General features: G+C 66.5%; 23 protein-coding genes. 12 read left to right on the forward strand and 11 right to left on the reverse strand.

Translation table 11 applies throughout. The annotated features are described in order from the left end of the window. Positions 1–18 precede the first annotated feature (18 nt). On the forward strand, positions 19–288 hold the full coding sequence (locus tag AC0KVN_RS16475; protein WP_037507265.1) for a DUF3297 family protein: 270 nt from the start codon (positions 19–21) through the stop codon (positions 286–288). A 38-nt stretch (positions 289–326) separates the two neighbouring features. Here AC0KVN_RS16475 and AC0KVN_RS16480 read toward each other — a convergent pair whose 3' ends face one another. The 4 genes from AC0KVN_RS16480 to AC0KVN_RS16495 all read right to left on the reverse strand — a co-directional run bounded on the left by AC0KVN_RS16480 (position 327) and on the right by AC0KVN_RS16495 (position 3,424). After that, positions 327–1,082, reverse strand: coding sequence for a CHAP domain-containing protein (locus tag AC0KVN_RS16480; RefSeq protein ID WP_435567667.1), 756 nt, complete (start codon positions 1,080–1,082; stop codon positions 327–329). 80 nt (positions 1,083–1,162) lie between these two features. Further along, on the reverse strand, positions 1,163–1,696 hold the full coding sequence (locus AC0KVN_RS16485) for a CHAP domain-containing protein (protein ID WP_004209865.1): 534 nt from the start codon (positions 1,694–1,696) through the stop codon (positions 1,163–1,165). Between the two features lie 107 nt (positions 1,697–1,803). Next, a complete protein-coding gene (gene recF, locus AC0KVN_RS16490; protein WP_435567666.1) occupies positions 1,804–2,877 on the reverse strand; it encodes a DNA replication/repair protein RecF in 1,074 nt (357 codons plus the stop codon). A 40-nt stretch (positions 2,878–2,917) separates the two neighbouring features. After that, positions 2,918–3,424: a hypothetical protein gene (locus tag AC0KVN_RS16495; protein WP_435567665.1), complete on the reverse strand. Its 507-nt coding sequence runs from the start codon at positions 3,422–3,424 to the stop codon at positions 2,918–2,920. Between the two features lie 101 nt (positions 3,425–3,525). Between AC0KVN_RS16495 and AC0KVN_RS16500 the strand changes: the two genes are divergently transcribed. After that, positions 3,526–3,918: a VOC family protein gene (locus AC0KVN_RS16500; protein ID WP_004209861.1), complete on the forward strand. Its 393-nt coding sequence runs from the start codon at positions 3,526–3,528 to the stop codon at positions 3,916–3,918. 21 nt (positions 3,919–3,939) lie between these two features. After that, positions 3,940–4,473: a peroxiredoxin gene (locus tag AC0KVN_RS16505; protein WP_004209859.1), complete on the forward strand. Its 534-nt coding sequence runs from the start codon at positions 3,940–3,942 to the stop codon at positions 4,471–4,473. Between the two features lie 24 nt (positions 4,474–4,497). Here AC0KVN_RS16505 and AC0KVN_RS16510 read toward each other — a convergent pair whose 3' ends face one another. Continuing rightward, positions 4,498–5,409, reverse strand: coding sequence for a dienelactone hydrolase family protein (locus AC0KVN_RS16510; RefSeq protein WP_435567664.1), 912 nt, complete (start codon positions 5,407–5,409; stop codon positions 4,498–4,500). A gap of 239 nt (positions 5,410–5,648) precedes the next feature. Next, complete coding sequence (locus AC0KVN_RS16515; RefSeq protein ID WP_010336493.1) at positions 5,649–5,816, reverse strand: hypothetical protein; 168 nt, start codon at positions 5,814–5,816, stop codon at positions 5,649–5,651. A gap of 143 nt (positions 5,817–5,959) precedes the next feature. Here AC0KVN_RS16515 and AC0KVN_RS16520 point away from each other — a divergent pair, with 143 nt between their 5' ends. Beyond that, positions 5,960–7,195 (forward strand): TCR/Tet family MFS transporter, encoded by a 1,236-nt coding sequence (locus AC0KVN_RS16520; RefSeq protein ID WP_435567663.1) that lies wholly within the window; start codon positions 5,960–5,962, stop codon positions 7,193–7,195. A gap of 182 nt (positions 7,196–7,377) precedes the next feature. Further along, complete coding sequence (guaA, locus tag AC0KVN_RS16525; RefSeq protein ID WP_010336491.1) at positions 7,378–8,949, forward strand: glutamine-hydrolyzing GMP synthase; 1,572 nt, start codon at positions 7,378–7,380, stop codon at positions 8,947–8,949. Positions 8,950–9,016: 67 nt separating this feature from the next. Here the strand turns inward: guaA and AC0KVN_RS16530 are convergent, their stop codons facing one another. Continuing rightward, positions 9,017–9,853: a LysR family transcriptional regulator gene (locus AC0KVN_RS16530; RefSeq protein WP_435567662.1), complete on the reverse strand. Its 837-nt coding sequence runs from the start codon at positions 9,851–9,853 to the stop codon at positions 9,017–9,019. 102 nt (positions 9,854–9,955) lie between these two features. On the opposite strand from AC0KVN_RS16530, the gene AC0KVN_RS16535 reads away from it, so the two are divergent. Next, positions 9,956–11,416, forward strand: a complete 1,461-nt coding sequence (locus AC0KVN_RS16535; protein WP_435567661.1) for an amidohydrolase family protein — start codon at positions 9,956–9,958, stop codon at positions 11,414–11,416. A 4-nt stretch (positions 11,417–11,420) separates the two neighbouring features. Here AC0KVN_RS16535 and AC0KVN_RS16540 read toward each other — a convergent pair whose 3' ends face one another. Further along, positions 11,421–12,017 carry a carbonic anhydrase gene (locus AC0KVN_RS16540; RefSeq protein ID WP_435567660.1) on the reverse strand — a complete coding sequence of 199 codons (597 nt, stop codon included), beginning with the start codon at positions 12,015–12,017 and terminating at the stop codon, positions 11,421–11,423. A 275-nt stretch (positions 12,018–12,292) separates the two neighbouring features. On the opposite strand from AC0KVN_RS16540, the gene AC0KVN_RS16545 reads away from it, so the two are divergent. After that, positions 12,293–13,477 carry an aminotransferase gene (locus tag AC0KVN_RS16545; protein WP_435567659.1) on the forward strand — a complete coding sequence of 395 codons (1,185 nt, stop codon included), beginning with the start codon at positions 12,293–12,295 and terminating at the stop codon, positions 13,475–13,477. On the opposite strand, the gene AC0KVN_RS16550 is transcribed toward AC0KVN_RS16545, so the two are convergent. The 3 genes from AC0KVN_RS16550 to AC0KVN_RS16560 form a co-directional block, all read right to left on the reverse strand. Further along, a complete protein-coding gene (locus AC0KVN_RS16550; RefSeq protein WP_435567658.1) occupies positions 13,432–13,944 on the reverse strand; it encodes a hypothetical protein in 513 nt (170 codons plus the stop codon). The two genes, AC0KVN_RS16545 and AC0KVN_RS16550, sit on opposite strands and share 46 nt — an antisense overlap. A 58-nt stretch (positions 13,945–14,002) precedes the next feature. After that, the gene (locus AC0KVN_RS16555) at positions 14,003–14,788 is read right to left on the reverse strand and encodes an SDR family NAD(P)-dependent oxidoreductase (protein WP_435567657.1); all 786 of its coding nucleotides are present in this window, start codon (positions 14,786–14,788) and stop codon (positions 14,003–14,005) included. A gap of 133 nt (positions 14,789–14,921) precedes the next feature. Next, complete coding sequence (locus tag AC0KVN_RS16560; RefSeq protein ID WP_435567656.1) at positions 14,922–15,752, reverse strand: alpha/beta fold hydrolase; 831 nt, start codon at positions 15,750–15,752, stop codon at positions 14,922–14,924. 130 nt (positions 15,753–15,882) lie between these two features. On the opposite strand from AC0KVN_RS16560, the gene AC0KVN_RS16565 reads away from it, so the two are divergent. The 5 genes from AC0KVN_RS16565 (at position 15,883) to AC0KVN_RS16585 (ending at position 19,986) form a co-directional block, all read left to right on the forward strand. Then, entirely contained in the window at positions 15,883–16,866 is a 984-nt protein-coding gene (locus AC0KVN_RS16565; RefSeq protein WP_069337461.1) for a GlxA family transcriptional regulator, read from the forward strand. A 77-nt stretch (positions 16,867–16,943) separates the two neighbouring features. Continuing rightward, on the forward strand, positions 16,944–18,425 hold the full coding sequence (locus tag AC0KVN_RS16570) for a DNA recombination protein RmuC (RefSeq protein ID WP_435567655.1): 1,482 nt from the start codon (positions 16,944–16,946) through the stop codon (positions 18,423–18,425). Positions 18,426–18,478: 53 nt separating this feature from the next. Beyond that, on the forward strand, positions 18,479–19,108 hold the full coding sequence (locus tag AC0KVN_RS16575; RefSeq protein WP_037507245.1) for a nicotinate-nucleotide adenylyltransferase: 630 nt from the start codon (positions 18,479–18,481) through the stop codon (positions 19,106–19,108). 12 nt (positions 19,109–19,120) lie between these two features. After that, positions 19,121–19,510 carry a ribosome silencing factor gene (gene rsfS / locus AC0KVN_RS16580; RefSeq protein WP_004209841.1) on the forward strand — a complete coding sequence of 130 codons (390 nt, stop codon included), beginning with the start codon at positions 19,121–19,123 and terminating at the stop codon, positions 19,508–19,510. Positions 19,511–19,563: 53 nt separating this feature from the next. After that, complete coding sequence (locus tag AC0KVN_RS16585) at positions 19,564–19,986, forward strand: 23S rRNA (pseudouridine(1915)-N(3))-methyltransferase RlmH (protein ID WP_004209840.1); 423 nt, start codon at positions 19,564–19,566, stop codon at positions 19,984–19,986. The last annotated feature ends 57 nt before the right edge of the window (positions 19,987–20,043 follow it).

Here is a 20,043-nt window from a genome sequence, read left to right on the forward strand (position 1 = left end):
TTCAGGGAAATTGAGATCATGAGCGACACGCCCCCCGACCATCTGTCCACCAACCCGCGCAGCCCCCATTTCGACATGGAGGTGCTGCAGCGCGGCATCGGCATCCGTTTCAAGGGCCGTGAGCGCAAGGATGTGGAAGAATATTCGATTTCCGAGGGCTGGATTCGCGTCGCCGCCGGCAAGACCCGCGACCGTCATGGCAACCCGCTGACCATCAAGCTGTCGGGTGAAGTCGAGGCGTGGTTCGAAAACCCCGCCGAGGGCGACAAGGCCGCCGACGCCGAATAAGCAGATAAGGCCGGTCCCCGCTCGATCGCGGGGACCGGTCAGTTCATCAGGGATTCGCGCTTCACGTCGGCGATGACGTCGCCCAGCGAGCGATCCGACGGGCTGTTGTCCGCATATTCGATGATGAACGGGTCCGCCTCGATACGGGGCGCCACCTTGCGCCGGGGCGCAGCAGGCTTGGGCGAAACCGCCGCCACCATCGCATGCGTCTGGACCGACGCCATCCGTGTCGCCGCCCTGGGCAGCGGCGCAGCCTCCGCACCGTCCTCACCATCGCCTGTGTCGGCCGCGGCGCTGGCATAGCGAAGGCTGCTGCCCAGCGCCGGATCGGGCGTGAAGGGATGCAGTTTCGCCTTGGCCGGATAGATGAAGCCGAAGGTCGGGTTGATGCGGGCGCCCATCTGCCCGGTCGGGCTGTGCCAGACGCGCACCTGGCTCCAGTCGCCCGCATCCGACACGTCGATCGCCATCACATCCTCCTCGATCGCGCCGGGCGACGACCAGTTGGCGTGGCGGATCAGCACGCGGCGATCATCCAATATCCGGCTGACCACGGCGACATGGCCGAGGGTCATCGGCCCGACGGGCCGAAAGGCCAGCACTGCCCCCTTTTTGGGGGTGCTGCCGCGCTTGTAATGATCCTGTGCCTGGTCCCACCAGGTCAGCGCATCACCATAGATTTCCACGCCCGACACGATGCGCGCATAAGGAACGCACTGCAGCGCCGTGGCGCTCAGCACGGGCGCCGCCGTCAGGCCGGACAGCAACGCCATCCAGCGGACATATCGAAACATTTAATGCGACCTCTAAGCGTCGAGTATCGCCCCACCGCGATCGACCCTAGAGCCCCATCCGTAAGGATTGGGTTAACGGCTCAGAAAGCACCCTTGGCGCTGTCGGTGCCGGCGGTGGCGCGATCGGCCAGGGCGATCTGGACCGGCTGATCGATTTCCGGCTTGTCGGCATAGATGAAGCCGTTGGTCGGGTTCGAACGCAGGCCAACGTCGCCGATCGGGCCATACCATACGCGCACGTCGGTCCAGTCATTGTTGGGCGACACGTCGATGGCGCGGACATTGCGCTCGACACCGCCACGATAGGACCAGTTGGCGTGGGTCAGCAGCACTTCGCGATCATTGACGATCTTGCTGACCATGGCGACATGGCCGACCGGCATGGCGCGGCTGGAAGCGAAAGAGAGGACGGCGCCGACGCGGGGCTCATGGCCACGGTCGTAGCGACCGGCGGCCTGGTTCCACCAGGTGTTGGCATTGCCGAAAATCTCGATGCCCGAAACTTCGCGGGCGAAGGGCGCGCATTGCAGGACACCGGCGGTGGCGGGAACGGCAGAGAAGGCACCGAGCGCAAGCATGGCGGCTGCGAACAGCGCGCGAAAACCACCGATCATTCCTTGCGACCCCCGACTTGTAGGTAGGTATAATCCCCGATGACCTCCTTAGGGCAGACGCCGTTCGTCTTGAAAACCGCCGAGCGATGAGTCGTTGCTGCGATGCGTCATGCTGCGGAACGAAAAACATGCCCGGCCGTTACATGGAGCCGGGTTGCACCGTTCAACTCGTTGAAAAGACTATCTTCCGTGCCGGTCATCCAGACCTGGCCGCCGGTTTCGCGCAATCGGTCGAACAGCGCAGCTCGTCGCGACGGGTCGAGATGCGCCGCCACTTCGTCGAGCAGAAGCACCGGCGGCTGGCCGCGATCAGCCGACACCAGAGCCGCATGCGCCAGCAGGATCGAGAGCAGCAGCGCCTTTTGCTCGCCGGTCGAACAGAGCGCCGCCGCCTGATTCTTGGCGATGTGGATGACATCCAGATCATGACGATGCGGGCCAGAAAGGGTGCGGCCGGCCGCGGCATCACGTCGCCGCTCGCGGGCAAGCCGCTGGCCGAGCGGCTCGTCGCTGGCACCATCCTCCCGCGCGATTCGGATGAGGGGCCGGGCGAAGGGCTCGTCGGGCTGATCGACCAATTGCCGGTTGAGGCGCGCGACCAGATCGGCGCGGGCGGCCGCGAGCGCCGTGCCATGCTCGTCCATCTGCGCCTCCAGCGCGCCGATCCACGCCGGGTCCGCCCGGCGCAGATCGGTCAGCAGCCGGTTGCGCGCGCGCATCGCCGCTTCATAGCGGGCGCTGTGCGCGGCATGGCCGGGATGGAGCGCCAGAGTGAGGCGATCGAGGAAGCGACGGCGACCGCCGGGGCTGTCGAGGAACAGCCGGTCCATCGCCGGCGTCAGCCAGACGATCGAGAGATGGTCGGCCAGCGCATTGGCGGACGAGGCGACACCGCCGATCCGCACCTGCCGCCGGTCGGGCGCATCCGCGCTGACGCCGGTGCCCAGCACCACGCCATCCACCTCCGCAGCGATGCCGAAGCTGCCGCCGCCATCCTGCCGCGTCATCGCCCGCAGTGCCGCGCCGCGCAGCCCCCGGCCGGGCGCCAGCATCGATACCGCTTCCAATATGTTGGTCTTGCCCGCGCCATTGTCGCCGGTCAGCAGGACGAACGGCTGGTCGGGCACGATCAGCGCGTCCGCATGGTTGCGGAAATCACTCAGGGTGAGGCGGCCGATCATCGCGCCGCTGTAGCGAGGACTGCGCGCCGGGGGAAGCGGTTCAGGCCGCCGGGGTGCAGCGCTTGCGCACGATCGCCGTGCCGTCATTGGTGACGGTAAGCTGCTGCCCATCGGTCGAGGGACGCAGCATCAATGTCCGGGTCCAGCTTTCGCCCTCCCCCGTGAAATTGGCGACGACCGCCAGCCGCCCCTCCCCCTCGCGCGTGACACGCTGCACCGTGCCGACGCTTTCGTGGAAAATCAGGCTGGCCGCGGTCAGTTCCAGCGCCTGGGCCGCCGCCCGGTCGCCGCAGCGCTCATTGGTGCCGGTCCAGCGTCCCTGCAGCGCGATCGGGATCGCGTTGGCGTGGAGCGCCTCCCCCTTGGCCACCGGCAGGTCGGGCGCAGGCTCGACCGGGGTGATGGCATTGGCGCCGGGCGGGACATCGCGCGTGCTGGGCAAGGCCTGGTCCAGGATGTTGGTGACCATGCCGGACTGATTCTGTTCCTTGCTGCCGCAACCGGCGAGCAGCAGCAGCGGAAGGGCGAGGAGGAAATGGTTACGCATGCGATGCCAACCCGGCAGGGCGGCATCGGGTTCCCCCAACCCTCGCGTGACCGCCCATCGCGGCCATGCTATCACCACAGAGACAATCGAGGAGGGATGCCATGCCGGTCCTGGGAATGGGCGGACTTTTCTTTCGCGCGCGTGATCCGCAGGCGCTGTCCGCCTGGTATCGCACCCATCTGGGCGTCGGCGGCGGATGCAGCGCCGATCCCGACATTCCGGCGGTCAACGAATATGTCTGGCAGACGCTGGGCGGGCCGATGGTCTTTTCGCCGTTCAAGCAGGACAGCGACTATTTCGCCGCCGACAAGAGCTTCATGATCAATCTGCGCGTGTCCGATCTCGACGGGCTGCTGGCGGACTTGCGCGCGGCGGACGTTGAGGCCATCACCAAGCCCGAATGGGATCATCCCGATGTCGGGCGCTTTGCCCGCATCCATGATCCCGAGGGCAATGCCATCGAATTGTGGGAACCGCCCACCCCCGCCGCCTGACCGACCCATGGGAGCTAGATTATGAAGAGCGCGAAGATCATCCTGGCCCTGGCGGCCGCAGCTCTGGGCACGCAGGGCAGCATGGCGGCACTGGCGGTCGGCGCCAAGGCGCCGGAATTCACCACCCGCGGCGCGCTGGCCGGCAAGACCTTCACCGTCACCCTGTCGCACCAGTTGAAGCGCGGGCCGGTGGTCCTCTATTTCTTCCCAAAGGCCTTCACGCCGGGCTGTTCGGCCGAGGCGCGCGAGTTCGCGGAGAATATCGACAAGTTCAAGGCGGCAGGCGCCACCGTGATCGGCATGTCGGCCGACCCGGTCGATGATCTGGTCGCCTTTTCCACCAAGGAATGCGCCGGCAAGTTCGCGGTCGCCTCGGCCGGGCCGAACATCGTGTCGGGCTATGATGTCGCGCTCAAGATGCGGCCGGGCATGACCGACCGCACCTCCTATGTCATCGCGCCCAGCGGCCGCATCGCCTTCGTCCATAGCGAAATGAGCTATGCCGGCCATGTGAAGAGCACGCTGGCTGCGGTCGAGGCGATGAAGCAGAAATAAGACGAAACGGCGAAGGGGTGCCGGTCACCCCTTCACATATTTGTCGAACCAGCCGACCGTTTCGGTCCAGGCGGCCTTCGCCGCTGCTTCATTATAGCTGGGCCGATAATCGGCCATGAAACCATGGTCGGCGCCGGCATGGACCGTGATCGCATCGGGCGGCGACTTGCCCGCCGCCTTGAGCGCGGCCCGCATCGCCTCGACATCGGCCTGGGGTATGCCCTTGTCCAGCTCGCCATATTGGCCGAGCACCGGCGCCTTGAGCTGCCCCACCTCCTCGATCGCCGACAGGGTCTGGAGGTCGTTCTTCTGGGTCACGAGCCGGCCATAGAAGGCGACGCCGGCGTCGAGCGCGGCGCTGTGCGCGGCATAGAGCCAGACCACCCGGCCACCCCAGCAGAAGCCGGTAATGCCGCGCCGCGACGCGTCGCCGCCATGGGCGCCGGCAAAGGCATAGGTGGCATCGATGTCGGACAGCACCTGCGCGTCCGGTGCCTTGCTGACGATTTCGGCGACAAGCTGCTTGAAGTCGCTGACCCTGGTCGCGTCGCCATGGCGGGCGAACAGATCCGGCGCGACGGCATGATAGCCGGCTTTGGCGAAACGCCGGCACATGTCGCGCACCCATTCATGGACGCCGAAAATCTCATGCACGACGACGATCACCGGCGCCTTCATCTTGCCCGCCGGCCGGGCGACGAAGCCGGGCATGGCGAAACCGTCGCTGGTCGGGATCGAGACGGCTTCCTCCACCAACCCGTCGGCCGGGGTCTGGATGGTGCTGGCCGCGACCGGCTGGCAGGCGGCGGCAAAACCGGCGGCAAAGGCGCCGCCGGCCAGGATGTGACGCCGGCTGAGCCCGGTCGAGGCGATCCAGTTGCGATCCTCCGCCAGCCGCTCGACGGGGGACGGCACATCATCGCGATCGGTGGTCATCGGCGCTCTCCTGCTATGGACAGGCGCAGACTAGCCCAAGCCCACCGCCGCGCAAGCAGCCAGGACAGTCTCATGACGCCATCGCCGCATCAGGCGTTCCGATCGATCCAATTTTGGGCGAGACGCAGGAAATATGGCAGCTTGTCCGCAGCTTGTGGCGGACTTGATTTCGATCAGCATGATTTTTCGGAACATCGCTGCGCCGGCCCAAGTTGAGCGCAGGCGGGTTACAATGCCCGTTAGGAGAGTGTGAGATGGCAAACCAGAACCAGAATCCCGGTCAGCAGGGCGGTCAGCCCGGCAAGCCCGACCAGCAGAACCAACAGGATGAACAGCGTCGCCAGCAAGGCGGCGGCCAGCAGGAACGCCGCGACAATCAGGATCGCGAGCAGCGCTGATCCCTTCATGCATCCCATAGCATGAGCTGGGGCCGTCCCGCCGGGGCGGCCCTTTTTTTTGGGGGCGTCAGACATGCTGAAACGGCGCCCCATGCCTGAACATCGCGCCATCGCGCTTGGCATCGCCATCCCGGCAGGATAGCGCCTGCGCCATGATTGCCCCCGCCCATCCGCGCCGCACCGCCGCCATCGCCTTCATCCTGGTGACGGCGCTGCTCGACGTCATGTCGATGGGCATCGTCATTCCGGTGCTGCCGCAACTGATCGAGACATTGTCCGGCTCCAGCACCAGCGCGGGTCTGTGGAACGGGCTGTTCGTCGCGCTCTGGGCGGCGATGCAGTTTCTCTGCTCGCCGGTGATCGGCTCGCTGTCCGATCGCTTCGGGCGCCGGCCGGTCATCCTGATCTCGGTCGCTGGACTGGCGCTCGACTATGTGCTGATGGCGCTCGCCCCCAATCTCTGGTGGCTGGCGCTGGGCCGCATTCTTGCCGGCATCACCTCGTCCAGCTTCACCTCCACCTTCGCCTATATGGCCGACATCACCCCGCCCGAGGGCCGGGCGCGGGGCTATGGCCTGATCGGCGCGGCGTTCAGCGCGGGCTTCGTCGCCGGGCCGCTGCTGGGCGGGGTGCTGGGCGAGATCTCGCACCGCGCCCCCTTCTGGGCGGCGGCGGGCCTGTCCGGCCTCGCCTTCCTCTATGGCCTCATCGTGCTGCCCGAATCGCTCGCCCCGGAAAAACGCATGGCGTTCAGCTGGCGCCGCGCCAATCCTTTCGGCGCGCTGCAATTGCTGCGCTCGCACCCCGAATTGTCCAGCCTCGCGATCGTCAATTTCCTCCTCTATTTCGCCCATCATCTCTTCTCGGCGGTGTTCGTCCTCTATGCCGGCGACCGCTATGGCTGGGGCGCCTGGCAGGTCGGCACCCTGCTGGCGATGGTCGGCCTGCTCGACATGGCGGTGCAGGGCCTGCTGGTCGGTCCGGTGGTGAAGCGACTGGGCGACCGAACGACGATGGTCGTGGGCCTCGGCTTCGGCGCGGTCGGCATCGCCGCCATGGGCCTGGCGCCCACCGGCTGGCTGTTCGTCGCCGCCATGTTCCCCAACGCGCTCTGGGGCCTCGCCATGCCGACCATCCAGTCGCTGATGACGCAGCGCGTCTCCGAAAGCGAACAGGGCCAGTTGCAGGGCGCCAACAACAGCGTCGGCGCGATCGCCGGCATCGTCTCCCCGCTCTTCTTCGGCGCGGTCTATTCCGCCTCGGTCGGCACCCGTCCGATCCTGCCCTTCATCGGCAGCGCCTTCCTGATCGCGGCGCTGGTGCTGGCCGGCGCCGCCTTGCTCGGCCACGCGGCAGGACGCAAACAGGATGGTCCTGCGCCGGCCTAGAGCATTCTGAAGTCGGCTGGAACAGCCGACGACTCGCAGAATGCGGCAAACAAAAGGAAATCAGAGCATCATCCGATTTACCCTAATCGGATGATGCTCTGAACCGGGAAAACTGGACATATCGGGGCGGTGCGACTAACCGGGCGCGAATCCCTTCCCACGCTCGATATAAAGGCGATTCGATGACGCTGCCCCTTCAGGATTCCATCCTTATCGTGGACTTCGGCAGCCAGGTGACTCAGCTCATCGCCCGGCGCGTGCGCGAAGCCGGCGTCTATTCCGAGATCGCCCCCTTCACCCAGGCCCAGGCCGCGTTCGACCGCATGAAGCCCAAGGGCATCATCCTGTCCGGTTCGCCCGCCGGCGTGCCGGAGGAAGGCAGCCCGCGTGCGCCGCAGGCCCTGTTCGACGCCGGCGTGCCGATCCTGGGCATCTGCTACGGCCAGCAGGTGATGAGCCATCAGCTGGGCGGCGAAGTGCGCCCCGGTCACGAGACCGGCGAAGGCGGCGAATTTGGCCGCGCCTTCCTGACCGTGACCGAACCCTGCGCCCTGTTCGACGGACTGTGGGAAGTCGGCGAGCGGCATCAGGTGTGGATGAGCCATGGTGACAAGGTCACGAAATTCGCGCCCGGCTTCAAGATCGTGGCCGTGTCGGACGGCGCGCCCTTCGCGGTGATCGCCGACGAGGAACGGAAATTCTACGGCACGCAGTTCCACCCCGAAGTCGTGCACACGCCCGACGGTGGTAAGCTGATCGCCAATTTCGTCCGCCATGTCTGCGGCCTCGCCGGCGACTGGACCATGGCCGAGTTCCGGCAGGTCAAGATTGCCGAGATTCGCGAACAGGTCGGCAATGGCCGGGTCATCTGCGGCCTGTCGGGCGGCGTCGACAGCGCGGTGGCCGCCGTCCTCATCCATGAAGCGATCGGCGACCAGCTGACCTGCGTGTTCGTCGACCATGGCCTGATGCGCCTGGGCGAAGCCGAGCAGGTGGTCAGCCTGTTCCGCGAACATTATGGCATCAAGCTCGTTCATGTGAACGCCGAGGAACGCTTCCTGGGTGGCCTCGCCGGCCTCACCGATCCGGAAAAGAAGCGCAAGTTCATCGGCGGCGAATTCATCGCCGTGTTCGAGGAGGAAGCCGCCAAGATCGGCGGCGCCGACTTCCTGGCGCAGGGCACCCTCTATCCCGACGTGATCGAATCGGTCAGCTTCACCGGCGGCCCTTCGGTCACGATCAAGTCGCACCATAATGTCGGCGGCCTGCCCGAACGCATGAACATGAAGCTGGTCGAGCCGCTGCGTGAATTGTTCAAGGACGAAGTGCGCGTGCTGGGCAAGGAACTGGGCCTGCCCGACATCTTCGTCGGCCGCCATCCCTTCCCTGGCCCCGGCCTTGCCATCCGCATCCCCGGCGAAGTCACCAAGGAACGCTGTGACATCCTGCGCAAGGCGGACTTCATCTATCTGGAGGAAATCCGCAATGCGGGCCTCTATGACGCGATCTGGCAGGCCTTCGCCGTGCTGCTGCCGGTCCGCACCGTCGGCGTGATGGGCGATTACCGGACCTATGACAGCGTCTGCGCCGTGCGCGCGGTCACCTCGACCGACGGCATGACCGCCGACATCTACCCCTTCGACGCCGCCTTCTTGAGCCGCGTCGCGACCCGCATCATCAACGAGGTCAAGGGCATCAACCGCGTGGTCTACGACTACACCTCGAAGCCCCCCGGCACGATCGAGTGGGAATAAACCGGATTAAATGACCGTCCGGGGGACGGTCATCCGGTTTATTCGGCCGCGCAAGCGGCCGCCGCCCTTACCGCTCCGCCAGCACCGCCGCCATCTGCGCGACCAGTTCGGCGGTCGGCCCGGCATCGTCCCAGGCATAGAGCGACACGCGCATATCGGCCTCCGCCCCGAAGGGCGCATAGGGTCGCACCGCCCGCCCGGTCGCCGCGCGCATCGGCACCAGCGACAGGCCCATGCCCGCCTCCACCGCGGTCAGCACGCTGGTGAGGTCGCTGCCGGTGAAGGCGACATGGCAGCGCCGCCTTTCCCGCCCGATCCGGTCGAACATCGCATCGCGATAGAGACCGCCCGCCGGAAAGGCGACCAGCGGCAACGGATCGGGCCAGTCGCCCAGTCGATCCGCGCTTTCATGCCAGCCGATCGGCTCGGCGAAACTGGCGCGACAATCGGCGCTCGGCGTCGGTTCCTTGACAGCGATGATGTCAAACTCGCCCGCGCGGTATCGACGCGTGAGATCACGGCTGAGCCCGGTGGTGACGTCCAGCCGCACCGCCCGATATTGCTCGGAAAAACGGGCGAACACCCGCATCATGGCGCGACTGGCAATGTCGTCGGGCAGGCCGATGCGGATCGACGCGCTGCCGGCCGGATCGGCAAGCAGGCTTTCCGCCTCCTGCTGCAGCGACAGGATGCGCCTTGCATGGCCCAGCAGCCGCTCGCCCGCCGCTGTCGGCCGGACCGGCCGCGCCGCCCGATCGACCAAGACATGCCCCACCGCCTGCTCCAGTCGACCCAGTTGCTGGCTGATGGTCGACTGGGTCATGTGCAGCCGCTGCGCCGCGATGGTGAAGCTGCCGCTGTCGGCGATCGCGACAAAGGCACGGAGCAGGCGCGGATCGAGCATGGCATTCCATTTGGATCATGAATGATTACCATTCATATATGTTGTTTGTCGATGATGCAGCCCCTGCCTATCCTGCGCGCCGCACAAGAACCGGGGATTTTCATGAAGACGCTTCTCGCCGCGCTGCTGGCCGCCACTGCCCTGTTGCCCCTGCCCGCCGCGGCAAAGGCCGCCCCGGCCCGCGCCGACCTGCTGATCCGCCATGCGACGCTGGTCGATGTCGAGCATGGCCGCCTGGTCCCCGACCAGGCCGTCGCGACCAGGGGCGACCAGATCGTCGCGGTCGGCAACGACGCCACGATTGCCGCCGCCTGGCGCGCGGGCAAGAATGTCGAGGCGAAGGGCCGCTACCTGATCCCCGGCCTGTGGGACATGCATGTCCATTTCGGCGGCGGGCCGGACCTGATCGAAGAGAATAAGGCGCTGCTGCCACTCTATATCGCCAATGGCATCACCACCGTCCGCGATGCGTCGGGCGACCTGCCCTATGATGTGCTGCGCTGGCGCGGCGAGATTGCCGATGGCCGCCTGTTCGGCCCGACCCTGCTCAGTTCCGGCCCCAAGATCGAGGGGATCAAGCCGGTGTGGAAGGGCACGCTGGAAACCGGGTCGCAGGCGGATGTCGACCAGGCAATCGCCAGGCTCAAGGCGCTGAACGTCAATTTCGTCAAGATCACCGACAGCACCCTGAAACCCGAGCTGTTCCTCTATGCCGTGCGCCAGGCGCGCGGCGCCGGGCTGCGCGCGTCGGGCCATATCCCGATGGCGCTGACCGTCGGCCAGGCGATTGAGGCCGGGATCAGTTCGATCGAGCATATCGACTATGCGCACAAAGCGGGCGTGAAGGATGAGGCGCGGATCACCGCCGCTTTCGCCGCCGGCAAGATCGACCGGGCGCAGGCCAGCGCGCAGCTGGATGCCGGCTTTGACGAGCCCACCGCCATGGCGGCCTATCGCGACATGGCTGCACGCGGCGTGTTCGTGACGCCGACGCTCAGCATCTCGCGCACCGTCGCCTATCTCGACCAGAACGATCACAGCGCCGATCCCGAACTGGCCTATATCGGGCCGCGCCTGCGCAAGACGTATGACTGGCGGATCGAGCGCGCGGCCAAGGCGACGCCCGAACAGATCGCCCAGCGCCACGCCATCTACGAGCATAATGCCGCGATCCTGCCGCTGTTGCAGCAGGCCGGCGTCACCATCATGGCCGGCACCGATGCGGGCTTCCTCAACAGCTTCGACTATCCCGGCTTCGCCCTGCATCAGGAACTGGCGCTCTATGTCGATCGCGGCCTGACCCCGGCCCAGGCGCTGGCCAGCGCCACCCGCGCCGGCCCGGCCTGGTTCGGCCTGCTCGACCGCTATGGCGCGGTGGCACAGGGCAAGCAGGCGGATATGGTCCTGCTGACCGCCAATCCGCTGGAGGATATCCACGCGACCAAGGCGATCGACGCGGTGATCCTGCGCGGCACGCTGCAGGATCGCGCCCGGCTCGACGCGCTGCTGGCAGAGACGAAGGCGAAGGTCGCCGCCTGGAATGCGGCGGCAACCCGACCCTGACGGATCAGCCGCGCATCAGCATGTCGGCCGGCACCGGCAGCATGTCGACCTTGCCGGTCGCCACGTCATAGACGGCGGCCACCACCTTCAGCGTGCCCGCCTTCACCTTCTCCTCGATCACCGGCGAGGCGTTGACCAGAGTCGCCGCCTGCACCAGCGCATTGGTGCGGGTGACGATGGCCGCATCCTTGCTGCGGGCGAGATAGAGGGCGGGCAGGATCGCCGGGAAGAGCGCACTGATCTGGCCCGGCACCTCGGGATTGTCGATCGCCGCCTTCACCGCGCCGCAATTGCTGTGGCCCATGACCACCAGCGCCTTCAGCCCCAGCACCGCCACGCCATATTCCAGGCTGGCGACGATTTCGGGCGTGGTGATGTTGCCGGCGATGCGGGTGACGAACAGCCGGCCGATATATTCGTCGAACACCATCTCCACCGGCACGCGCGAATCGGCGCAGGACAGGACGCCGACCACGGGCCATTGCCCCTCGGCCGCGCGCGCCTTGATGATCGACAGGTCCTGCAAATGGGCGGTCGGCTTGCCGGCGACGAAGCGGGCGTTGCCGGCCATGATCTCGGCCAGGGCGGCGTCCGGCGTCATCGACGCATCCGGGCCGTCGGCGGGGGGCGCCGCCATCGCCGGCACGGACGGCAGGCAGCCATGGCCACCCCGCCCGCCATCGTCATCGCTGTCAGAAAGGCGCGGCGGGAGGGCGCGGCGCCATCCTCCTCCTGCGTCCCGTGCGGCTGGTCATGCATGCCATCGACGTCCGAACACATGGGTCTGTCTCCCTGTGAAGAGGAGGCGCCATGATGCCGGACCGGTTTGCGCAGGGCAATGGAAAGACCTAGACCGCTGGCACCGCCGACGATCCGATGGAGCCCCGCTTGCCCGACACCCGACTTGGCCATCCCGTCTATCGCGATATGCCGACCACCATCTTCGAGCATATGTCGGCCCGCGCACGCGAAACCGGCGCGATCAATCTGGGCCAGGGCTTTCCCGAGGGGCCGGGACCGCAGGAAGTGCTGCAGGCGGCGGCGGATGCGCTGCTGACCCGCTCCAGCCAATATCCGCCGATGCCGGGCCTGATCGAACTGCGCGCGGCGCTGGCCGATCATTATGCCCGGCGCCAGGGCCTCGACCTCAGCCCGCAGGAAATCATCGTGACCTCTGGCGCGACCGAGGCGATTGCCGCCAGCCTGCTGGCGCTGGTGCGGCCGGGGAACGAGGTGCTGATGCTGGCGCCGCTCTATGACGCCTATCTGCCGCTGGTCGAGCGGGTCGGCGGCGTGGCCAGGGTGGTGAAGCTGACCCCGCCCGACTGGCGCGTCACTCGCGACGCGCTGGAAGCGGCGATCACGCCCAGGACCCGCATCCTGCTGATGAACAATCCGGTCAATCCGACCGGCATCGTGCTGCGTGAGGCGGAACTGGCGCTGCTGGCCGACCTGTGCGTCAGCCATGACCTGATCGCGCTGTGCGACGAAGTCTGGGAGGAGACCGTCTATGACGGCGTGCCCCATCGCCCGCTGATCGGCTTTCCCGGCATGCGCGAGCGCACGGTCAAGATCGGGTCGGCGGGCAAGATCTTTTCCGTCACCGGCTGGAAGGTCGGCTGGATGTGCGCCGCGCCGCCGATCGCCACCCTGCTCGCCCGCGCCCACCAGTTCCTGACCTTCACCACCCCGCCCAACCTGCAATGGGCGGTGGCACAGGGGCTGGGCTGGTCCGATGATTGGCTCGGCAACCAGCGCGCCGCCTATCAGGCGTCGCGTGATCGGCTGGCGGCGGGGCTCATCAGGGCAGGCTATGTCGTGCAGCCCAGCGGCGCCACCTGGTTCCTGTCGATCGACCTGCCCGCGTCGGGCATCGCGATGGACGATGTGATCTTCTGCGACCGGATCATCGACGAAGCCGGGGTGGCGGCGATCCCGATCTCCGCCTTCTACCCCGACGATCCGGTCACCCATCTGGTCCGCCTGTGCTTCTCCAAGTCGGACGCGACGCTGGATCAGGCGATCGAGCGGCTCGCCGCCTTCCGCGCGAGCCTTGGCTGACGCAGGATCGCCGCGCCCAGGATCAGCATGACGATCAGCAGCAGCGCCTGCGCCGCAAGGAAGGGCGGCTCGCTGCCGGTCGGCGCCAGCCGATTGAGCGTCGGCACCTTGAGGAAGCCCTGCACCACCAGCACGAACAGGTTGAGCCACAGGGCGATGGTCGCGGTCACCGCATAGACACTTCGCGCCCGCCCCCGCAGGCCAAGGCCGTAAAAGGCGGCGAAGGCGATAATCAGTACCAGCGTCGAGAGGATGCCGACGCCGATCGCCGGGGTGAAGCCGCGAAAGGGAAAGAGGAAGCCGGTCAGGCTGGTGAGCAGGGTCGTCACCAGGAACAGGCCCTGCACTTTTGGCAGGACATGCCCCTTGGCCATGGCCGGCAGGGCAACCAGACCGCTGACGATGCCGATCAGGCTGATCGCGACATGCAGAGCGATGAAGGCGGGAATGGAAAGACCGAGGATCATGATGCTTCTCCCTGGAAAATTCCCGTCACCCCCGCGAAAGCGGGGATGACAAAAGAGGTCAGCCGCTCACCCGATAACGGGGTGCCGCATCCTTGAGCGACAGGTTGGGCCGAAGCGCAGCCCGCGCGGCGAGATAGGCGTCGAGATCGGCATTGTCCGGCAGGGCCGGGATGGTGATCGCCTCGCCCATGTCGAGCCCGGCCAGCGCCGCGTCGACCATCACCTCGACATCCATCATCATGTGCGGCGGCAGGCCGGCCATCTGTTCCGCCGTCCAGATGGCGGTGCGGGTGATGCCGGGCAGCACTGCCTGCACCTTCACGCCCTTGCTGCCCAGTTCGACCTGCAGCGCTTCGGTAAAGGCCAGCACATAGGCCTTGCTTGCGGGATAAACGGCGGTGAAGCCGTCCGGCATCAGCGCCGTGACCGACGTGATGTTGATCAGCGTGCCTGCGCCCCTGGCCGCCAACCGCGGCGCAATGGCGCGGGACAGCCGCGTCACCGCCAGGATGTTGAGGTCGATGAGACCGGTGAGATAGGCCGGATCGGTCTCGACAAAGGCCTGTTCCCCGGCGATGCCGGCATTGTTGACGAGGCCAGTGATCGCGTCATCGTCGCGCAGCCGCGCCTCGACCCGCGCCAGATCGTCAGCTTGTGACAAGTCGGCGGCGATCACTTCCACGCTGACGCCGGCATCGGCGCGCAGGTGAGCGGCCAGCGCCTCCAGCTTTTCGGCGCGACGGGCGACCAGGATCAGATTGGCCCCGCGCCTGGCGAAGCGATCGGCATAAACGGCGCCGATACCGTCCGACGCGCCGGTGATGAGGATGGTGTCTTGGGTCATGGGATGTCTCCTTTGAAAGACTATTTTCCCGTTCGGGCTGAGCGAAGTCGAAGCCCTTGCCTGAGCGAAGCGAAGGCACCTCGCTCCGCTCGGTGGAACCCTTCGACTTCGCTCAGGGCGAACGGTATTTGTGTCAGCCGTTGATGAAATCGAGCAGGTCGGCGTTGAACCGGTCCTGGTGAGTCTGCGTCAGCCCATGGTCGGCGCTTTCATACACGATCAGCACCGCATCCGTAACGATCTTCACCGTCGACAGGGCAGCTGCGCCGATCGGCACGATCTGGTCGTCGTCGCCATGGAGGACGAGGGTAGGCACATCGACCTTCGCCAGGTCGGCATGGAAATCGCTTTCGGAAAAGGCGCGGATCGAGTCGAGTTGCCCCTTGAGGCCGCCCATCATCCCCTGCCGCCAGAATTCTTGCACGATGCCTTCGGAGATGACCGCGCCATCCCGGTTATAGCCGTAGAAGGGGATGGTCAGATCCCTGAAGAACTGGCTGCGATTGTCGAACGTGCCCTTGCGGATGCCGTCGAACACGTCGATCGGCAGACCGCCGGGATTGGCTTCGGTCTTCAGCATCAGCGGCGGGACCGCGCCGATCAGCGCCAGCTTGGCGACCCGGCTGGTGCCATGGCGGCCGATGTAGCGGGTGACTTCGCCGCCGCCGGTCGAATGACCGACCAGGATGATGTCAGACAGGTCCAGCGCCGCGATCAGATCGGCCAGATCGTCGGCATATTGGTCCATATTATTATTGTCCCACACCTGGTCCGACCGGCCATGGCTGCGGCGGTCATGGGCGATGGTGCGGAAGCCCTGATTGGCGAAATAGACCATCTGCGCGTCCCAGGCGTCGGCGCTGAGCGGCCAGCCATGGGAAAAGACGATCGGCTGGCCGTCCCGCGGTCCCCAATCCTTGTAGAAGATGCGGGTGCCGTCCTTGGTGGTGACGAAGTTGCTCATGTGAAATTCCCTTCTTCTGTTCCAGAAGGGCGCCTTCACGCCCTGTGCTTGCAGAATTACGGGCAATGGCCGAGGATCGGGATTGGCGGTTCCGACATTAAGCGGGCCGATTCCGACAAAGGACCAGCATATGGCCGACAGCAGCCTTCCGCGCGCCGAAGTGGGCATCTTGCTCTATCCGGGCTGTCAGCAGGCGATGGTCCATGGCATGACCGACCTGATCGACATTGCCGGGCAGTTCTCGGTTCAGCATGGCGGCCCGGTGGTGCGCGTCAGCCATTGGCAGATGGGCGATGACGGCTGCTTTGCCCGCAGCCATGACACGCATGAAGGATTGGGCGGCACGCCCGACATCTGGCTGGTCCCCGGTCGCCTGACCGGCGTGCCCGAGGCGGAGGAAGCCGCGCCCTATGCCCGCTGGCTGCTCGATCGCCATGCCGCCGGCGCTACCCTTGCCTCCAATTGCGGCGGCGCCTTCCTGCTGGCGGCGACCGGCCTGCTCGATGGTCGCCCCGCCACCACCCACTGGTGGTTCGCCGACGCCTTCCGCACCCGCTTCCCCGCCGTGAAGCTCGATTGCGACCGCATCGTCATCGACGATGGCGATATCATCACCGCCGGCGGGCTGATGGCCTGGACCGACCTTGGCATGCGGCTGGTCGACCGGCTGCTCGGCCCGACGGTGATGCTCGACACCGCCAAATTCCTGCTGATCGACACGGCCGGGCGCGAGCAGAAGCATTTCGCCCGTTTCCTGCCGCGCCTGACCCATGGCGACGAGCCGATCCTGAAGGTGCAGCACTGGCTCGCCGCGCGGGAAGCGAAGGCGGTCAGCGTCACCGAGATGGCGGCGCAGGCCGCGCTGGAGGAACGCACCTTCCAGCGCCGGTTCAAGGCGGCGACCGCCATGACCCCGATCGAATATGTCCAGCATCTGCGCGTGGCGCGGGCGCGCGAGCATCTGGAATTTACCCGGCGCACGATCGACCAGATCGCCTGGAGCGTCGGCTATGAGGATGCCGCCGCCTTCCGCAAGCTGTTCCACCGCCTGGTCGGCCTGTCGCCAGGCGACTATCGCGCCCGCTTCGCCGCGCCCAGCGCGCAGGCGGCATGACGGCAGGCATGAGGAAGGTTCTTGCGACCTTCGACGCGCCCCGCTAGGTTCCCGTTTCGTTCCCAAAAAGGATAGTTATGGACAGCCTCGCCGCCCTTCTCATTCCCGTCGCGCTGCTGATCGGCCTCGCCGTCGGCTGGCTGCTCAGGGGCAAGGCGCTGGCGCCGCTGACCGCCGAAAAGGCCGATCTGGCCGGCAAGCTCGACATCGCCACCGCCCAGCGCAACGGCGCGATCGCCGAACTGGCGGTTGAGAAGGAACGGGTCGCCCAGGGCATGAGCCAGCTCGCCCGGCTCGAATCCGCGCAGGCCGCCTCCGAACAGCGGATCGAGGCGCTGCAGGCCGCCGCCAGCCAGCGCATCGAGGCGATCCAGACCGAGCGCGAGGCCGCGCTGCGCGAACTGGCCGCGCTCCAGTCCGACATCCATGCCCGCACCCAGGCGTTCGAGCAGCAGATTGCGGCGCTCAAGGATGCCAAGGAACAGCTCTCCGCCCAGTTCAGCGAAATCGGCGGCAAATTGCTCGAATCCGCCCAGACCCAGTTCCTGACCCGCGCCGACCAGCGCTTCGCCCAGGCGAGCGAGAAGAGCGAGGCGCAGTTGAAGACGCTGCTCAACCCGGTCGAAACCACGCTCAAGCGCTATGAGGAAGGCCTCGCCCGCGTCGAGAAAGATCGGGTCGGCAGCTATGCCGAACTGCGCGAAGCGGTGCAGCAGGTGCATCTGGGCCAAGGCCAGGTGCGCGAGGAAACCGCCAAGCTGGTCAACGCGCTGCGCGCCGCGCCCAAGACCCGCGGCCGCTGGGGCGAACAGCAGTTCAAGAATCTCATCGAAACTGCCGGCCTTTCTCCCTTCGTCGACTTCAAGGAGGAAGTATCGGTCGCGGTCGAGGACGGCCGCCTGCGCCCCGACTTCGTCATCAACCTGCCGGGCGACCAGCAGATGGTGGTCGACGTCAAATGTTCGCTGGTCGCCTATCTGAACGCGGTCGATCAGGTCGATCCGGCGCTGCGCGACGCCCATATGCTCGATCATGCCCGCGCGATGCGCACCCATGCCGACGCGCTGGGGCGCAAGGCCTATTGGGAACAGTTCGACAAGGCCCCCGACTTCGTCATCATGTATGTGCCGGGCGACAATTTCGTCACCGCCGCGCTGGAGGCGGACATGGAGCTTTGGGAACGCGCCGCCAAGAATCGCGTCATCATCTGCGGTCCCGCCACCTTCCTGCCGCTCGCCCGCACGCTGGCAGGCCATTGGCGCCAGGCCAAGATGCAGGAACAGGCGCAGCAGGTCGGCCAGCTTGGCAAGGAACTCTATGAGCGCCTGTCCGTCGCCGCGACCCATTTGCGCAAGCTGGGCTCGGGCCTCAACAGCGCGGTCTCCAATTACAACAGCTTCATCGGCAGCTTCGAGACGCGCGTTCTCTCCACCGGGCGCAAGTTCCGCGATCTCGACATCGAGACCGGCGGCAAGGAGATCGAGGCGATGGAGCCGCTCGACGTCCTCGCCCGCGACGCCCAGGCCGAAGAGGCGCGCGCGCTGCCAGCGGCGGAATGAGCGCGGCGCGCCGGCCATTGCCGCCGGCGCCCGGCGCTGGCATGGCTGCCCCCATGAAAAAGATCGGCCTGCTTGGCGGCTCCTTCAATCCGGCGCATGGTGGGCATCGCGCCATTTCGCTGTTCGCCAGGGACGCTCTGGGTCTCGACGAAATCTGGTGGCTGGTGTCGCCCGGCAATCCGTTGAAGCCCGCCAGGGGCATGGCGCCGCTGCCCGTCCGCCTTGCCCATGCGCAGAAGATCGCCCGCCGTGCGCCGATTCGCGCCAGTGCGATCGAGCGGCAATTGGGCACGCGCTACACCGTCGACTCGCTGCGCGCGCTCCGCCAGCGCTACCCCCGCAACCGCTTCGTCTGGCTGATGGGCGCCGACAATCTGGCGCAATTTGGCCAATGGCGCGACTGGCGCGGCATTGCGCGACAGATGCCCATTGCCGTTATCGCCCGTCCGGGCTATGATGACGCTGCCCGTGGCTCTACGGCCATGAGCTGGCTGCGGCGCTTCGTCCGGTCCGCGCGCCAGAGTGCAGACTGGACGAATTGGAGACCACCGGCGCTCGTGCTATTGCGCTTTCGCCCTGATCCAAGATCGGCAACCCTGCTACGGCAGGCGGACCCCCTCTGGCATCGCGAATATGAAGCAACGTGTGTGCGCGATCCGCTCACGCGCCGGATGATCGTCTAGATTGGAGTTTAATTGACTAACCTCGCCCCTGCCAACGATACGGCGCCCGCCGCCGATAGCGTGGCCGCCCTGCACGCCCTTGTCATGCAGTCGCTCGACGACGACCAGGCGCAGGAAACCATCTCCATCCCCCTAGAAGGCAAGAGCAGCATCGCCGATCATATGGTGATCGCGAGCGGCCGTTCGTCGCGTCAGGTCGCGGCGATCGCCCAGCATCTGGCCGAACGGATCAAGAAGGCCACCGGCCGCTCCGCGCGGGTCGAAGGCCTGCCGGTCGCCGACTGGGTGCTGATCGATGCCGGCGACGTGATCGTCCATCTGTTCAAGCCGGAAGTGCGCAGCTTCTACAATCTGGAACGGATGTGGGGCTTCGTCGACGCACCGGTCGCGGGCAACGCCTGATCCTTGCCGTCGCGCCCTTCGACATGGGCGCGATGACAGGCTAGGAAGGAGCCATGCTCCTCCACATCATCGCGCGCGGCAAGATCGGGCGCTCGCCTGAAGCCGACCTGGTCGACCGCTATGTCAAGCGGCTGACCATGCCGCACAAGATCACCGAAATGCCCGACCGGGGCGGCAAGCTGCCGCCCGTCGGCCCCGGCACGGTGACGGTCATGCTCGACGAGAAGGGCAAGCAGCTTTCCTCGATGGACTTTGCCCGGCGGATCGAGGGCTGGCGCGACACCGGCACGCGCGAGATCCGCTTCCTGATCGGCGCGGCCGACGGCTTCGACGATGCCGAACGGACCAATGCCGACCTGCTGATCGCCTTTGGCGCCATGACCTGGCCGCACATGATCGCCCGCGCCATGCTGGCCGAACAGCTGTGGCGCGCCTGCTCGATCCTCGCCAACCACCCCTATCACCGCGAAGGCTGAGGCTCGACATGCCCGCGGCTTGCGCCTAGTCAAAGCCCTATCGGGCGGGACAAGCGG

Source organism: Sphingobium sp. SG1, from assembly GCF_057063145.1.

What these genes read in the sequence shown, in the direction of transcription:
- AC0KVN_RS16545 (WP_435567659.1), top strand. Translation starts at nt 12,293, where the DNA reads ATGGAGCCCCGCTTGCCCGACACCCGACTTGGCCATCCCGTCTATCGC.
- AC0KVN_RS16560 (WP_435567656.1), bottom strand. Translation starts at nt 15,752, where the DNA reads ATGAGCAACTTCGTCACCACCAAGGACGGCACCCGCATCTTCTACAAG.
- AC0KVN_RS16515 (WP_010336493.1), bottom strand. Translation starts at nt 5,816, where the DNA reads ATGAAGGGATCAGCGCTGCTCGCGATCCTGATTGTCGCGGCGTTCCTG.
- AC0KVN_RS16500 (WP_004209861.1), top strand. Translation starts at nt 3,526, where the DNA reads ATGCCGGTCCTGGGAATGGGCGGACTTTTCTTTCGCGCGCGTGATCCG.
- AC0KVN_RS16495 (WP_435567665.1), bottom strand. Translation starts at nt 3,424, where the DNA reads ATGCGTAACCATTTCCTCCTCGCCCTTCCGCTGCTGCTGCTCGCCGGT.
- AC0KVN_RS16480 (WP_435567667.1), bottom strand. Translation starts at nt 1,082, where the DNA reads ATGTTTCGATATGTCCGCTGGATGGCGTTGCTGTCCGGCCTGACGGCG.
- AC0KVN_RS16555 (WP_435567657.1), bottom strand. Translation starts at nt 14,788, where the DNA reads ATGACCCAAGACACCATCCTCATCACCGGCGCGTCGGACGGTATCGGC.
- AC0KVN_RS16565 (WP_069337461.1), top strand. Translation starts at nt 15,883, where the DNA reads ATGGCCGACAGCAGCCTTCCGCGCGCCGAAGTGGGCATCTTGCTCTAT.
- AC0KVN_RS16505 (WP_004209859.1), top strand. Translation starts at nt 3,940, where the DNA reads ATGAAGAGCGCGAAGATCATCCTGGCCCTGGCGGCCGCAGCTCTGGGC.
- AC0KVN_RS16535 (WP_435567661.1), top strand. Translation starts at nt 9,956, where the DNA reads ATGAAGACGCTTCTCGCCGCGCTGCTGGCCGCCACTGCCCTGTTGCCC.
- AC0KVN_RS16540 (WP_435567660.1), bottom strand. Translation starts at nt 12,017, where the DNA reads ATGACGCCGGACGCCGCCCTGGCCGAGATCATGGCCGGCAACGCCCGC.
- guaA (WP_010336491.1), top strand. Translation starts at nt 7,378, where the DNA reads ATGACGCTGCCCCTTCAGGATTCCATCCTTATCGTGGACTTCGGCAGC.
- AC0KVN_RS16575 (WP_037507245.1), top strand. Translation starts at nt 18,479, where the DNA reads ATGAAAAAGATCGGCCTGCTTGGCGGCTCCTTCAATCCGGCGCATGGT.
- AC0KVN_RS16475 (WP_037507265.1), top strand. Translation starts at nt 19, where the DNA reads ATGAGCGACACGCCCCCCGACCATCTGTCCACCAACCCGCGCAGCCCC.
- AC0KVN_RS16485 (WP_004209865.1), bottom strand. Translation starts at nt 1,696, where the DNA reads ATGATCGGTGGTTTTCGCGCGCTGTTCGCAGCCGCCATGCTTGCGCTC.
- AC0KVN_RS16510 (WP_435567664.1), bottom strand. Translation starts at nt 5,409, where the DNA reads ATGACCACCGATCGCGATGATGTGCCGTCCCCCGTCGAGCGGCTGGCG.
- AC0KVN_RS16550 (WP_435567658.1), bottom strand. Translation starts at nt 13,944, where the DNA reads ATGATCCTCGGTCTTTCCATTCCCGCCTTCATCGCTCTGCATGTCGCG.
- AC0KVN_RS16520 (WP_435567663.1), top strand. Translation starts at nt 5,960, where the DNA reads ATGATTGCCCCCGCCCATCCGCGCCGCACCGCCGCCATCGCCTTCATC.
- AC0KVN_RS16570 (WP_435567655.1), top strand. Translation starts at nt 16,944, where the DNA reads ATGGACAGCCTCGCCGCCCTTCTCATTCCCGTCGCGCTGCTGATCGGC.
- AC0KVN_RS16530 (WP_435567662.1), bottom strand. Translation starts at nt 9,853, where the DNA reads ATGCTCGATCCGCGCCTGCTCCGTGCCTTTGTCGCGATCGCCGACAGC.
- recF (WP_435567666.1), bottom strand. Translation starts at nt 2,877, where the DNA reads ATGATCGGCCGCCTCACCCTGAGTGATTTCCGCAACCATGCGGACGCG.
- AC0KVN_RS16585 (WP_004209840.1), top strand. Translation starts at nt 19,564, where the DNA reads ATGCTCCTCCACATCATCGCGCGCGGCAAGATCGGGCGCTCGCCTGAA.